This window comes from Pseudomonas sp. PLMAX (assembly GCF_046042685.1).
Taxonomy (GTDB): domain Bacteria; phylum Pseudomonadota; class Gammaproteobacteria; order Pseudomonadales; family Pseudomonadaceae; genus Aquipseudomonas; species Aquipseudomonas putida_AE.
In genome coordinates this window covers 7,038,635-7,052,266 of sequence record NZ_CP064949.1, presented here as the reverse complement: position 1 = coordinate 7,052,266, position 13,632 = coordinate 7,038,635, and the positions used below count along the sequence as shown (strand labels likewise).

General features: G+C 61.9%; 14 protein-coding genes and 1 pseudogene. 11 read left to right on the top strand and 4 right to left on the bottom strand.

The window, feature by feature from the left end:
- The first annotated feature begins 228 nt into the window (after window positions 1-228).
- The 3 genes from cyaY to rnk all read left to right on the top strand — a co-directional run bounded on the left by cyaY (window position 229) and on the right by rnk (window position 1,357).
- Window positions 229-561 carry an iron donor protein CyaY gene (cyaY, locus tag DKB71_RS32270; RefSeq protein WP_274073694.1) on the top strand — a complete coding sequence of 111 codons (333 nt, stop codon included), beginning with the start codon at window positions 229-231 and terminating at the stop codon, window positions 559-561.
- Window positions 562-565: 4 nt separating this feature from the next.
- A complete protein-coding gene (locus tag DKB71_RS32265; RefSeq protein WP_323607184.1) occupies window positions 566-793 on the top strand; it encodes a DUF1289 domain-containing protein in 228 nt (75 codons plus the stop codon).
- 153 nt (window positions 794-946) lie between these two features.
- On the top strand, window positions 947-1,357 hold the full coding sequence (rnk, locus tag DKB71_RS32260) for a nucleoside diphosphate kinase regulator (protein WP_274073692.1): 411 nt from the start codon (window positions 947-949) through the stop codon (window positions 1,355-1,357).
- A 7-nt stretch (window positions 1,358-1,364) separates the two neighbouring features.
- Here the strand turns inward: rnk and DKB71_RS32255 are convergent, their stop codons facing one another.
- The 3 genes from DKB71_RS32255 to DKB71_RS32245 all read right to left on the bottom strand — a co-directional run bounded on the left by DKB71_RS32255 (window position 1,365) and on the right by DKB71_RS32245 (window position 5,020).
- On the bottom strand, window positions 1,365-4,211 hold the full coding sequence (locus DKB71_RS32255; RefSeq protein ID WP_408599305.1) for a class I adenylate cyclase: 2,847 nt from the start codon (window positions 4,209-4,211) through the stop codon (window positions 1,365-1,367).
- A 194-nt stretch (window positions 4,212-4,405) separates the two neighbouring features.
- A complete protein-coding gene (locus tag DKB71_RS32250; RefSeq protein ID WP_274073690.1) occupies window positions 4,406-4,651 on the bottom strand; it encodes a TIGR02647 family protein in 246 nt (81 codons plus the stop codon).
- 84 nt (window positions 4,652-4,735) lie between these two features.
- Window positions 4,736-5,020, bottom strand: coding sequence for a hypothetical protein (locus DKB71_RS32245; RefSeq protein ID WP_274073689.1), 285 nt, complete (start codon window positions 5,018-5,020; stop codon window positions 4,736-4,738).
- Between the two features lie 124 nt (window positions 5,021-5,144).
- Between DKB71_RS32245 and DKB71_RS32240 the strand changes: the two genes are divergently transcribed.
- Window positions 5,145-5,804: a glutathione S-transferase gene (locus tag DKB71_RS32240; RefSeq protein ID WP_408599304.1), complete on the top strand. Its 660-nt coding sequence runs from the start codon at window positions 5,145-5,147 to the stop codon at window positions 5,802-5,804.
- Between the two features lie 119 nt (window positions 5,805-5,923).
- Here the strand turns inward: DKB71_RS32240 and argH are convergent, their stop codons facing one another.
- Window positions 5,924-7,318, bottom strand: a complete 1,395-nt coding sequence (gene argH / locus DKB71_RS32235) for an argininosuccinate lyase (protein WP_274073687.1) — start codon at window positions 7,316-7,318, stop codon at window positions 5,924-5,926.
- A gap of 332 nt (window positions 7,319-7,650) precedes the next feature.
- Between argH and DKB71_RS32230 the strand changes: the two are divergent.
- From DKB71_RS32230 to DKB71_RS32200, 7 genes and pseudogenes are all read left to right on the top strand, one after another.
- Window positions 7,651-7,773, top strand: a pseudogene (locus tag DKB71_RS32230) (sensor histidine kinase); the annotation flags it as partial.
- Complete coding sequence (locus DKB71_RS32225) at window positions 7,770-8,516, top strand: LytTR family DNA-binding domain-containing protein (protein WP_046818480.1); 747 nt, start codon at window positions 7,770-7,772, stop codon at window positions 8,514-8,516. The pseudogene DKB71_RS32230 and the gene DKB71_RS32225, both read left to right, overlap by 4 nt.
- Window positions 8,517-8,654: 138 nt before the next feature.
- Complete coding sequence (gene hemC / locus DKB71_RS32220) at window positions 8,655-9,596, top strand: hydroxymethylbilane synthase (protein WP_408599303.1); 942 nt, start codon at window positions 8,655-8,657, stop codon at window positions 9,594-9,596.
- A complete protein-coding gene (locus tag DKB71_RS32215) occupies window positions 9,593-10,360 on the top strand; it encodes a uroporphyrinogen-III synthase (protein WP_408599302.1) in 768 nt (255 codons plus the stop codon). The genes hemC and DKB71_RS32215 overlap by 4 nt, the downstream gene beginning before the upstream one ends.
- Before the next feature lie 17 nt (window positions 10,361-10,377).
- Window positions 10,378-11,538 (top strand): uroporphyrinogen-III C-methyltransferase, encoded by a 1,161-nt coding sequence (locus tag DKB71_RS32210; protein ID WP_408599301.1) that lies wholly within the window; start codon window positions 10,378-10,380, stop codon window positions 11,536-11,538.
- Window positions 11,535-12,773 (top strand): heme biosynthesis protein HemY, encoded by a 1,239-nt coding sequence (locus DKB71_RS32205; protein ID WP_408599300.1) that lies wholly within the window; start codon window positions 11,535-11,537, stop codon window positions 12,771-12,773. Before DKB71_RS32210 ends, DKB71_RS32205 begins: the two co-directional genes overlap by 4 nt.
- A 230-nt stretch (window positions 12,774-13,003) precedes the next feature.
- Window positions 13,004-13,555, top strand: coding sequence for a disulfide bond formation protein B (locus DKB71_RS32200; RefSeq protein ID WP_406591631.1), 552 nt, complete (start codon window positions 13,004-13,006; stop codon window positions 13,553-13,555).
- Window positions 13,556-13,632: the final 77 nt, after the last annotated feature.

Genomic DNA, 13,632 nt, shown 5'->3' with positions numbered 1-13,632 from the left:
TTGCCGCATACACATCGAACCCTGTGGGAGCGGGCTTGCTCGCGAAAGCGGTGGTTCAGGCAACGAAGATGTTGAATGTGCCGGCCTCTTCGCGAGCAAGCCCGCTCCCACAGGTACAGCGTTTGATGTACCTATATGGGCGCATGATCGTTATCCTTTGCAATCAGCGGGGCTCGTCCGTATCTTGCGGCGCTTGAGCCTGATCAGACACTTTTTGAGGTTGCCGTAATGAGTTTGTCCGAAGCCCGTTTCCACGATCTGGTCGATGCCACCCAGCAGACGCTGGAGGATATTTTTGACGAGAGTGACCTGGATATCGATCTGGAGAGCTCGGCCGGTGTGCTGACCGTCAAGTTTGAAAACGGTAGCCAGCTGATCTTCAGTCGCCAGGAACCGCTGCGTCAGCTGTGGCTGGCAGCCGTGTCCGGGGGCTTTCACTTCGACTACGACGAAGAGAGCGAGCGCTGGATGTGCGACAAGAGCGAAGAGCAGCTGGGTGAAATGCTCGAGCGCATCGTCGAGCAGCAGGCCGGCATCGAACTCGATTTCGAAGGCCTGTAACGCCGTGACCCAGCCAGTCCCCGTGCGGCCACCCAAGCCGCTGTACAGCAACGTCAGCCCGGCCGTCCCTTCGCCGTGCAGCGGCGTGTGCCGGCTGGATGAGCAGAAGGTCTGTCTCGGGTGTTTCCGCCATGTCGAAGACATCCGCGAATGGCGCTCGGCGGATGACGAACGTCGGCGGGTCATCTGCACCCAAGCCTCCCAGCGCAAGACCGGCGCCGGTCCCCGGTAGGGGCACATCGCCGTACGCCGGTGGCGGCTTGTATATTTTTTGAGCTGTGATAGTGTCCGGGTACGCCTCAACCCATCGAGGCTTGTGAAAACCCCGCCTTTTTCTGGCGGGGTTTTGCTTTTTTCGTGCAGAAGAAAGGAGTCTGCCCTGATCATGACCGCACCTTCCATCACCCTTACCCGTCTGGACGTACAACGTCTGGAGCGCCTGATCGACAGCCTGGACGAAACGCTGCCGGGCGTTATCGCGCTGCAAACCGAACTGGATCGCGCCGATACACTGGTCGGCCACGATGAAGTGCCCGCCGATGTCGTGACCATGAATTCCCGTGTGCACTGCCGCGAAGAAGGCAGTGGCAAGGACTATCACCTCACGCTGGTGTATCCGAAGGATGCCAATGCCGACGAGGGCAAGATTTCCATCCTGGCGCCCGTCGGCAGTGCGCTGCTGGGGCTCAAGGTCGGTCAACACATCGACTGGCCGGCGCCGGGTGGCAAGACCTTGAAACTGACCCTGCTTGAAGTCGAATCGCAGCCAGCCAACGGCGGCGCCTTCCCCGAGTGACGTCCTCTCAGACCTGCCCGAGCGCCTCGTTCAATGCGCGCTCCAGGTCGGCCTTGTAGCGCAGATACAGATGGCTTGACCCCTGACCATCACCGAGCAGGCCCGAAAGGTCCAGATCGGTGATGTAGCAGCGGTAGCGTTCGGTCTCGCGGCGTTGTTCAAAGATTTCCCGAGCGACCACGCTGAACAGCTGGTCGCCATGTTCCAGCTCGGAAAACTCCCGCTGATTGCAATACAACGTGACCCGCACCTTGCCCGGTGCGGCTTTGCCGACGATCGCCTGTACGTCATAGAAGGGTTTGTCGGCCGGGGTTTGCGGTGCCGATCGGGCTTCGATCCGCCGCGCCTTGCCTGCACCTGAAGGCAGCAGTTGGTAATACAGGGTGTCCAGGTTCGCAGGCTGTGCCCCGTCCATCGGCAGCGCAGCGTCCCGCCGGTACTGGATCGAATGCAGGAAACGCTGCAGCGGCACCAGCAGGCTTTGTTCGTCATGCCACGGCAGGCGCTGCTGCCACAAGGCGTTGAATTCATCGAGCACGTAGAGGTCGGCCTGCGCTTCGTTGACCCGGTAGAACACCTGGATGCAGTCCGGTCGGCCCATGGGCAGGAGAAGCGCCAGGTCGTGGTCGTCCAATGCCATCGGGTCCAGGTGCAGCGGGCTGTAACTCGCCCGTTCTTCACCGAGGTAATCGAGCAGGGCCGGCAGGGAGGCCAGCGCGATGTGCTTGACCTGGCCGGGTATCAGCTCCAGCACGTGGTAATGCTGCTGGACCTGGATCAGGTAGCGGTGATTGAGTTTGCTCAGCAGCAGGTTCTGCGCGATGTCGAAGATGTCTTCGATGCGCTGGGCGATGAATTGCGCGCGGTTGTGGCAGAAACAGCGCACTCGCAACCTGGGCTGCTGCGCCCCGCCGGGCAGGCTGTTGAGATAGTCGCGCAGGCAATCGAGCAGGGCATGTGGGCCGTCGTAACGGCTGACCAGCACTTCGTTCCAGCTGTTGAGCGTGACCTGGTCCAGGGTCAGCACCAGGTTTTCCCTGACACCTGCGTAGCTCAGGGAGTCGGTGCGCTCGGTGGTCATCAGGATGTTCAGTTCGCGGTGGTGCTTGAGCGGATCGATGCCGACGTTGACCAGGATCAGCACCTCGCTGGGCACGCTGGCGTGCAGCAGCGGCTCTTCAGCGACGGTAGGCAGCGGCAGGGGAATGCTCTGTTGCAGGCTGCCCAGCAGGTTGAACAGCTCGAATTCGCTCAGGTCGCTGCTGCCCGGGTGCAAGGCCAGGCGGGTGCTGCTGTCGATCACGCCGTTGCGGTGGCACCAGGCGAGCAGCTCGAGCAGATGGCGGCTGCGCTTGATTGGGGCGAAATGTTCCCACTCGAGCACGGTCAGGCTACCGTTGTATAAGCCCCACTGGCTTTGTTTCGGTTCTTTCCTGCTGGGCGCGTACACCAGCGTCAGGGTGTCTTCGGCCAGGTCCGGGGCGATGCCCGGGTTGATGAACTCGACCTTGTCCGCCTTGCGCTCGAACGCCGCGTACAGGCGTCGGCCCAGCACGCTGAGGTCGCGCTTGTTGATCAGGCTGATGGTGTGTTCCTGGCGGGCGAACCGGGTCAGGAAGCGATAGCTGAAATTCAGTTCGTTGACCAGCGCCCGGCGCTCCGAGCTGACCTGCCGGACTTTCCACTGGCTGCGGCTGTCGAGCAGGGCCAACTGGCGATGGTCCCATTGCCATTCGTGGGTCAGGCGCTCCAGCAGCGAGCGTTGCCAGCCCTGGGTGCGCCCGCCGTTGCCGGTGAGCTTGCGATTGACCTTCAGGTACAGCGCCCGGCGCACCAGCTCCAGGCGTTCCGGTTCATTGCGGGCGATGAGGTATTCGGCGATGCGCCGATAGACCACGACATAGGGGTCCAGCTCATCGAGGTCGAGCCGGTTGGCGAACACCGCCTGCTTGAAGCGCAGGCTCAGGCATTGGACCCTGGGGTGTTCGCTGGCGTACACCTCGGTCAGCAGGAGTTTGAGCACCGATTTGTACGGCGACTCGATGCCCTTGAACAACTGCCAGAGCCCGGCCCCAATGAATTCCCCGGGCGGAATGTAGGCCAGATGGCCCAGGTCCAGGGTTTCGTCTGCGCGGATGAAGCGCTTGGACGTCAGCGCATGGGTGTAGCGGTCATAGTTGGCTTCCTCGTACACCGGCACCAGCCACCAAATGGGCGTGCGCCCGGCCAGCCAGATCGCGGTGCGATAAAACTCGTCCAGCAGCAGGTAATGCTGGGTGGTACCGCAGTCTTCGGAGCTCAGCTGGCTGTCGCGCTCACCGCGTACGAAACGGACGGGGTCGATCAGGAAGAAGTGCGCCTCGGCGCCCTGGCTGGCAGCCCAGGTTTCCAGCAGTTGGCATTTCCTGCGCAACTCGGTGAGTTCGTTTTCGCTCAGATCCGGACTGTGGCAGACCCACACGTCCATATCGCTCTGCTCAGCCTGGGCCAGGGTACCGAGGCTGCCCATCAGGAACAGGCCATGAATCGGTCGGGGTGGATTGCTGCCGTGGCGCGGCTTATAGGAAAAGGAACGGGTCAGGCGCTGGGCTTCGGCGAGGACGCTGGCATCCGGCTCGAAATTCGACAGCCCGGCGGGCGTGCTGCCCGAGACGTAACCCGGCAGTAGCGGATGATTGACGTGGAAGAACAGCGGAAGGAGGTTCAACACCCCTTGCTGGCGCGTCGACAACCCTTCCATGGCACGCGCCATGCGCCCCTCGTTGAGCTTGAGGAAGCGTGCGCGCAGCTGGCTGAGAACCTTGCGGTCGATTCCCTCGTCCAGATCGGGGCGGATTTCATGGGTGCGGGTCATGTCAGCTCAAACCGGCTCGCAGGGCTCGGACGTGGAGGCTCTCGGGATGAGGGGCAGTTTAGCGCCTCGGCCCCGGGACTTTTAAGCTGATTTTGTATTTCTGGCGTCAGATTTCTATCGCAGGGCGACGCCAGGCAGCTGAATGCGCCCGCGGAAATCCCGTGGCAGGGGTTTCCGTGGGCATGCGATGGATTTCAGGCTGTTTCCTGAACGCTCAGAATAGTCAGTACGGTTTGCACATTTTGCGCGGCGTCACGGCCCAGGCTGGTCAGATAACCGCCATCAGGCTGGTCGATCAGTTCTTTCTCAAACAGGCGTTTGGCGGCGGCAACGTGTTTCGGGGCAGCGGTCTGATGAATTTTCAAACCTTCCTGGGAACTGTCCAGGTTGAAGAGTGCGAGGACTTCCAGTTCGGCAACCAACTCAGGGGTAAGCGACATAAGGACTCCAGACTTTCTAGGAATTTGGCGACAGCGCCCCTAAGGTGATCCCACTCGTGCGGTATGTCCAGTCACGGCGACGCGTTATTTCTTTTCTGGCGGCAACTCTGGCAGCGCCCGCAGCGCGGCTTCGTACCATTCGGTATTGAACGCGCGGTCTTCTTCGAGGATTGCGTCGATTTCCACCGCCAGCACGTGGGCCATCAGGTTGAGGATTTCGTCACGCTCGTAACCCACCAGGGTCAGCTTGTTGAACGTTGCCTTGGCCGCTGGCGGGTTATCGCTTTCGATCTGGTTCTCGATGGCTTCGATCAGCGTGGTTTCGGCAAATTCTTCTTCGTCGTTATCGATATCGATTGGCTCGCTCATGGCAGGCTCCTCAGGGAAAGGTCGCCAGTTTACCCGCATTCAGCAGCGTGATGCTGCTGGCAAGAAAGCCTCGGGCGTTCTATAAACAGGCACTGCCCACCCCGCACGGCCTGGAGGCTCTGTGATGCTCAAGCTTTATGGTTTTTCCGTCAGCAACTACTACAACATGGTCAAGCTGGCGCTGCTGGAGAAAGGACTGCCATTCGAAGAAGTGCCGTTTTACGCGGGCACCAGCCCGGAAGCGCTGGCCATCAGCCCGCGCGGAAAAGTCCCGGTGCTGCGTACAGAGCAGGGTTTCATCAATGAAACCAGCGTGATTCTGGAGTACATCGAGCAGAGCCAGAAAGGCATGCCCCTGCTGCCGAGCGATCCGTTCGAGCGAGCGCAGGTGCTGGCGCTGGCCAAGGAGATCGAGTTGTACATCGAGCTGCCGGGAAGGGCTTGCTACCCCGAGGCATTTTTCGGCGCGAGCGTGCCGGATGCGATCAAGGAAAAAACCAAGATTGAACTGTTGCAGGGTATTGCGGCGCTAGGCCGGCACGGAAAATTCAGTCCCTACGTGGCCGGTGAAACACTGAGCGTGGCGGATCTGTATTTCCTGTACAGCGTGCCGTTGGCTTGTGGGGTTGCCAAGAAGCTTTTTGGTATCGATCTGCTGGCTGAGCTGCCGGCTGCCAAGGCGCTGCTGGAACGCTTGGGAGACAATCCGAACGTGCAGCGGATTGCGGCGGACAAGGAAGCGGCGATGCCAGCGTTCATGGCGATGGTCGCGTCCAAAAAGTAAATTTGTAGGGCTCTTGAGGCCGCCTTCGCGAGCAAGCCCGCTCCCACATTGGATCGTATTCTTTCTGGAAGAACTGGGTCAAATGTGGGAGCGGGCTTGCTGGCGATGCTTTTGGCGGTTTAGCGGCTGGCGATCAAAGCCTGGCCACGAACCACAGCTGCCTTGACCTGCGCCGGCGCAGTGCCGCCGATGTGGTTGCGGGCATTGACCGAACCTTCCAGGGTCAGCACGGCAAACACGTCCTGATCGATCTGGTCGCTGAACTTGCGCAGTTCTTCCAGGCTCATTTCCGCCAGGTCCTTGCCGCTTTCCACGCCGTATTTCACGGCATGGCCGACGATTTCATGGCAGTCGCGGAAGGGCAGGCCGCGACGCACCAGGTAGTCGGCCAGGTCGGTGGCGGTGGAGAAGCCGCGCAGGGCTGCTTCGCGCATCATCGCGTGCTTGGGCTTGATCGCCGGGATCATGTCGGCGAAGGCGCGCAGCGAATCGCGCAGGGTATCGGCGGCGTCGAACAGCGGTTCCTTGTCTTCCTGGTTGTCCTTGTTGTAGGCCAGGGGCTGGCCTTTCATCAAGGTCAGCAGGCCCATCAGCGCGCCGAACACACGGCCGCTCTTGCCACGCACCAGCTCCGGCACGTCCGGGTTTTTCTTTTGCGGCATGATCGAGCTGCCGGTGCAGAAACGGTCCGGCAGATCGATGAACTGGAACTGCGCGCTGGTCCACAGCACCAGCTCTTCGGAGAAGCGCGACAAGTGCATCATCGCGATGCTGGCGGCCGAGCAGAACTCGATGGCGAAGTCGCGATCGGACACGTTGTCCAGCGAGTTGCCACCCACCGCATCGAAGCCCAGCAACTGGGCGGTGTATTCGCGGTCGATCGGGTAGGTGGTGCCGGCCAGCGCGGCGCTGCCCAGTGGCATGCGGTTGGTGCGCTTGCGGCAGTCGACCAGGCGCTCGTAGTCGCGGCTGAGCATTTCGAACCAGGCCAGCATGTGGTGCCCGAAGGTCACCGGCTGCGCAGTTTGCAGGTGGGTGAAGCCGGGCATGATGGCGCCCGCTTCGCGCTCAGCCTGCTCCAGCAAGCCTTTTTGCAGGCGGGTGATTTCGCCGAGGATCAGGTCGATTTCGTCACGCAGCCACAGGCGAATGTCGGTGGCGACCTGGTCGTTGCGGCTACGGCCAGTGTGCAGCTTTTTACCGGTCACGCCGATGCGGTCGGTCAGGCGCGCCTCGATGTTCATGTGCACGTCTTCGAGGTCGACGCGCCAATCGAACTGGCCAGCCTCGATTTCACCCTGGATGGTCTTCAGGCCATCGATGATGCTGTCGCGCTCGGCATCGGTCAGCACGCCGACCTTGGCCAGCATGGTAGCGTGGGCGATCGAGCCCATGATGTCGTGGCGATACAGGCGCTGGTCGAAGGTGACGGAGGCGGTGAAGCGGGCGACGAAGGCGTCGACGGGTTCACTGAAGCGGCCGCCCCAGGACTGATTGGTCTTGTCAGTGCTCATGAATTCGCTCGTATCGGCTGAAGAAAAATGGCGTTGAAAGCTGCCGCGGATAATAACAGGGTTGCCAATCCTGTCGTTGACACTGGTCGATTGGTTTTCATCGTTCGGCATGCCAGAGCCTGTGTGCGAACAATTTGCACAACGATATTTTTCAATTGAGCAATATCGTTCCGGCAACCGTCTACAGTTGGACAGGAGGATGAGCGCACTTCTCGGTGCGCAAGAGGACTATAAGAAGAGGGGTGTTCATATTGCGTATCAGCAAACCCTGTGGCGATGTGTCGCCAAAGCGGGCCTGGGCCGCTAATCGCCCGGCAGATGAAAAATTAGCTGCCCGACCAGCGGCACTTTTTCACGCTCGCGCTAGTCTTAGCGTGGATCGCGGTGACGGACGTCACTTCACCTGTCTACGCTATCCTTGTGCGAGACTCACGCAGGAATCCAGCGCAATATGAATGTCCTGATCGTTGATGACGACCCCCTAGCCCGCGAGCGCCTGAGCCGAATGGTTGGTGAACTCGAGGGATACAGTGTCCTGGAGCCCAGCGCCACGAACGGCGAAGAAGCGTTGGCACTGATCGACAGCCACAAACCGGATATCGTGCTGCTCGATATCCGCATGCCAGGCCTCGATGGCCTGCAAGTGGCCGCGCGATTGTGCGAACGCGAAACCCCGCCTGCCGTGGTGTTTTGCACAGGCCCCGATGAATTTGCCGTGGAAGCCTTACAGGCCAGCGCCGTAGGCTATCTGGTGAAACCTGTGAGAACTGAACAGTTACATGACTCGTTGAAAAAAGCCGAACGGCCCAACCGTGGCCAGCTCGCCGCCCTGACTCGTCCCGCTGCCGAGAGTGGCAGTGGCCCGCGCAGCCACATCAGTGCCCGTACCCGAAAGGGCATTGAGCTGATCCCGCTGGATCAGGTGGTCTATTTTATCGCCGACCACAAGTACGTGACCTTGCGCCACGAAAGCGGCGAGGTGCTGCTCGATGAGCCCCTCAAAGCCCTTGAAGATGAATTCGGTGACCGTTTCGTGCGCATCCACCGCAACGCACTGGTCGCTCGCGAGCGCATCGAGCGCTTGCAACGAACACCGCTGGGGCATTTCCAGCTGTTCCTCAAGGGCCTCAATGGCGATGCCTTGATCGTCAGCCGACGCCACGTGGCTGGCGTGCGGAAAATGATGCAACAGCTTTGATTCGCTGATCGCAGGCGGACTGCACACCCGATTGCCGGATATCCGGGGCCAGGGAGGCCGAGTAGTTTCTGATACAAGTCAAAGTGGATTTGGCTGAGCTGTTATTATCCGCCGTATCTATTCAGTACGGATTGATCCATGTCCTCTCGCCAGATCCGCATCGCCACCCGCAAAAGCGCTCTTGCCCTGTGGCAGGCCGAATACGTCAAAGCCCGTCTGGAGCAGGCCCATCCGGGTCTGCTCGTGACCCTCGTACCCATGGTCAGTCGCGGCGACAAGCTGCTCGACTCGCCGCTGTCGAAAATCGGCGGCAAGGGCCTGTTCGTCAAGGAACTGGAAACCGCGCTGCTGGAAAACGAAGCCGACATCGCCGTGCACTCGATGAAAGACGTGCCGATGGACTTCCCTGAAGGCCTCGGTCTGTTCTGTATCTGCGAGCGCGAAGACCCCCGCGATGCATTCGTGTCCAACACCTACGCCAGCCTCGAGGCGTTGCCTGCGGGCAGCATCGTCGGCACCTCCAGCCTGCGCCGCCAGGCCCAGCTGCTGAGCCGACGTCCAGACCTGGAAATCCGTTTCCTGCGCGGCAACGTCAACACCCGCCTGGCCAAGCTCGACGCTGGCGAATACGACGCCATCATCCTGGCGTCCGCAGGCTTGATCCGGTTGGGCTTTGAAGATCGCATCACCTCGGCCATCAGCGTCGACGACAGTCTGCCGGCCGGTGGCCAGGGCGCGGTGGGCATCGAGTGCCGCACCGGGGACAGCGAAATTCACGCCCTGCTGGCGCCGCTGCATCACCAGGACACCGCGATCCGCGTGAGCGCCGAACGCGCCCTCAACAAACACCTCATTGGCGGCTGCCAGGTGCCGATCGCCTGTTACGCCGTGCTCGAGGGCGAGGAGGTCTGGCTGCGTGGGCTGGTGGGAGATCCCTCTGGCAGTCTGCTGCTCAGTGCCCAGGCGCGTGCGCCGCGTGGCGATGCCGAAGCGTTGGGTGTGCGGGTGGCCGAAGACCTGTTGAGCCAGGGCGCCGCGGATATCCTCAAGGCGGTGTATGGCGAGGCAGGTCACGAGTGACAGGCTGGCGCCTGCTGCTGACGCGTCCGGCGGATGAGTCGGCGGCGCTAGGCAGCCTGTTGGCCGAGCAGGGGATTTTCAGCAGCAGCCTGCCGCTTTTGGACATCGTGCCGATCCCGGTCTCTGGGACAATGGGCAAAGCGTTCCGCGAACTGGATCGCTACTGCGCCGTGATCGTGGTCAGCAAGCCGGCGGCGCGCATCGGTGTCGAACTGCTCGACCGGTTTGGCCCGCAAGCACCGTGCGCGAAGTGGTTCAGTGTCGGCGCTGCGACGGCGCAGATCCTCGAGGCTCGCGGGTTGGACGTGAGCTTCCCGGCGCAAGGCGATGACAGCGAGGCCTTGCTTGAACTTGCAGCGCTGCGCGAGGCTGTCGGCCGGCCTGATCCGCGGGTGCTGATCCTGCGCGGGGAGGGTGGACGCGAACTGCTGGCTGAGCGTTTGCGCGAGCGAGGTGCTAGTGTCGAGTATCTGGAGTTGTACCGCCGCGAGCTGCCGCAATACCCGGCCGCAGCCCTCGGGCAGCGGATCGAGGCGGAACGCCTGAATGCGCTGGTGGTCAGCAGTGGACAGGGTTTTGAGCACCTGCATCAATTGGCTGGCGATGCCTGGCCGCAGTTGGCGCGGTTGCCGTTGTTTGTACCAAGCCCCAGGGTCGCCGAGCTGGCACGTGCCGCCGGGGCCCTGACAGTTGTGGATTGTCGTGGCGCCAGTGCCGCGGCTTTGCTGACGGCGTTACGGGAGCATCCCGTGCCCGTTCTCTAAATGCAAAGGATGGATACGTGAGCGAAACAGCCTTGCCTAAAGATGACTCGCGGCCAGTGCTCGATGCACCGGTTGATGCACCTCTTGATGAACTGCAACCACCCCCTGTCGAGCAGCAGCGCCGAGGAAACGGGCTGGCAATCGTCGCGCTGCTGGTAGGCGCCGTCGGTGTCGCAGTGGGTGGCTGGGGAGTCTGGCAAGTGCGGCACTTGCAAGCCAATACCCAGCAGCAACTGAGTCAGGTGCAGGCTTTGAACGATCAGGCGCAGAGCCTGAAGCTGAACGAGCAGCGCCTGAGTGCGCGCCTGGAACAACTGCCCAATGCCGATGTGCTGGAAGAACGCAGCCGACTGGTGACTCAGTTGCAGGGCGACCAGCAACGCTTGAATCAACGCCTGGAAACCGTCCTCGGCGCCAGCCGCAAGGACTGGCGCCTGGCGGAGGCCGAGCACTTGCTGCGACTGGCCAGCCTGCGCCTTTCGGCGTTGCAGGACATCAGCAGCGCCCAGGCCCTGGTGCAGGGTGCCGATGAAATTCTCCGTGAGCAGAACGACCCCGGTTCCTTCGCCGCCCGCGAGCAAGTGGCCAAGACCCTGGTGGCCTTGCGCAGCACCGAGCAGCCGGATCGCACCGGTTTGTTCCTGCGCCTGGGGGCATTGCGCGACCAGGTGATCAGCCTCACCGAGCTTGCGCCCGAGTACAAGGACCGTGGCGAATCCCTGCTGGGGCTGACCGCCGATGGCGACGGTGCCAGTCGCTGGGCGCAATGGTGGGATCAGATCTCGCGCTACATCCGTATCGATTTCAACGCCGACAAGAATGTCCGCCCATTGCTGGCCGGGCAGAGCCTGAGCCAGGTCCGTCTTGCCCTGAGCCTGGCGCTGGAGCAGGCGCAATGGGCCGCGCTCAACGGTCAGGCTGCGGTGTATGCCCAGGCACTGGCAGAGGCGCGGGATGTGCTCAAGGGCAACTTCAACCCGGACAATCCCCAGAGCAAAGTGATGCTCGAGCAGGTGGCCGAACTGAGCAAGCAACCGGTCTCCGTGGTCACCCCGGACCTGACCGGGACCCTGAGTGCGGTCCAGGGTTACCTGGAACGGCGTAACGTCAACGCCGAAGACTCGATCAAGCCGATGGCCAAACCTGCGGCCAATACCGCGCAGGAGGTCACCCCATGAAACGCCTCTATGTGATCGTGTTCCTGGCCATTGCGGCGGCGGCTGCCCTGGGCCTGGCCATCGCCGAGCATTCCGGTTACGTCCTGATCGCCTACAAGAGCTTTCGCTACGAATCGAGCCTGTGGGCGACCCTGGCCGTGGTTGCCGTTCTCTGGGTGGTCGTCTGGGGCATCAAGGCCTTGGTCGAGCTGGTGACGACCTCCGGTGGCGTGGTCAATCCGTGGTCACGGCGCAATCGCAGTCGCCGGGTCCAGGTGGCGATCGAGCACGGACAACTGGACCTGGCCGAAGGTCGCTGGGCGAGCGCGCAGCGTCATTTGCATCGGGCCGCAGAGGCCGAGCGCCAACCGCTGCTTTACTACCTTGGGGCTGCCCGCGCCGCGAACGAGCAGGGTCGTTACGAAGAAAGTGACAACCTGCTGGAGCGTGCGCTGGAGCGACAGCCCCAGGCCGAGTTGGCGATTGCCTTGAACCACGCGCAATTGCAGACCGATCGCGGTGATACCGAAGGCGCCCTGGCGACCCTGGAGGCGATGCACGAGCGCCATCCGCATAACGCACAGGTCCTGCGTCAGTTGCAGCGCCTGCATCAGCAGCGAGGCGACTGGTCGGCGGTGATTCGCCTGCTGCCTGAGTTGCGCAAGGACAAAGTCCTGCCCGCACCTGAACTGGCGGAACTGGAGCGTCGGGCCTGGGGTGAGAACCTGTCCCTGGCAGCGCATCGGGAAGAGGGAGGGACTCTCGGTCTGCAAGCGCTTGATCGCGCCTGGCAGCAGCTGACCTCTGCTCAGCGCCAGGAGCCGCAATTGGTCCTCGCCTATGCCGAGCAGCTGCGGCAACTGGGGGCCCAGGTCGAGGCCGAAGAGGTCTTGCGCACGGCATTGAAACGCAACTACGACAGCCATCTGGCGCGCCTCTATGGCTTGGTGCGCGGCAGTGACCCGGCTCGCCAGCTGCACCTCGCCGAGGGCTGGCTGAAAGATCATCCGACCGATCCAGGCCTGTTGCTGACACTGGGTCGCCTATGCCTGCAAAGCAGTCTGTGGGGCAAGGCCCGGGACTATCTGGAAAGCAGTCTGCGAGTCCAGCGCAACCCGGAAGCCTGTGCCGAACTGGCACGCCTGCTGGCGCAGATGGGCGATACCGAGCGCAGCAACCAGCTGTTCCAGGAAGGCCTGGGCTTGCTCGATGAGCGCTTGCTGGCGGCACCGCTGCCGGTGTTGGCGCACGGTTGATCGCTGCGTGAAGGATCGCTCGAGTGGGCGATCCGAACCGCGGATCCTGTCGGAATTCTCCCTTCGCAGTCCGCATTCAGCAAAGTCCTACAGACCACTTCATCTGATCCTCTGATGTCTGTCGGGATTTCCCTACGCAATTGCTGAAATGTCTGCATCTGCCCGCCTTGTAAGGGTTGCGCGCTTTCCACTACCGTAGCGGCCGGACTCTTGATCGTTACGGAAACGCCATGTCGTTGGCCTGCCCACGCTCCCTGTTTTTTACTGTGTTTATCGCAGGCGCCCTGGCCCTGGGCGTTTCCTATTACCTGGAATATGCGGTAGGCCTCAGCCCCTGTGGTCTGTGTCTGGTGCAGCGGGCTTGCCTGGCGCTCTTGAGCGGTTTTTGCCTGATGGCTGCGGTGCACGGTCCCGGTCGCCTGGGATCCTTCGTGTACTGGCTGCTCGGGCTGTCCTGCAGCCTGTTGGGGACCTTCACGGCCTGGCGCCAGGTGTTGCTGCAAACCGATCCGGTGCATCAACTTTCCGCCTGCTCACCTGACCTGGTCGAAGTATTCACCAGCGCACCGTGGCTGGATGCCGTGCAGAGGCTGTTCCAGGGTGCCGTCGACTGCCCGCGGATCGCCTGGACGCTGTTCGATTTGAGTATCCCGGAATGGAGCCTGCTGTTCTTCGTTGCGGTGATGATCCTGGGTATTTATCAGCTGATACGCCTGGTCTTGAGCGTCAGCCGACGACCGCTCGGCGGCGAGTCGGCGCAGCGGGTACTTGCCGGCGATTAAACACTTGTATGAACTTTATCGTCTGCGTACCTTGAAGCCACCGTCGTGCGGGCATAATCTGGCCCGCACGTGTCATT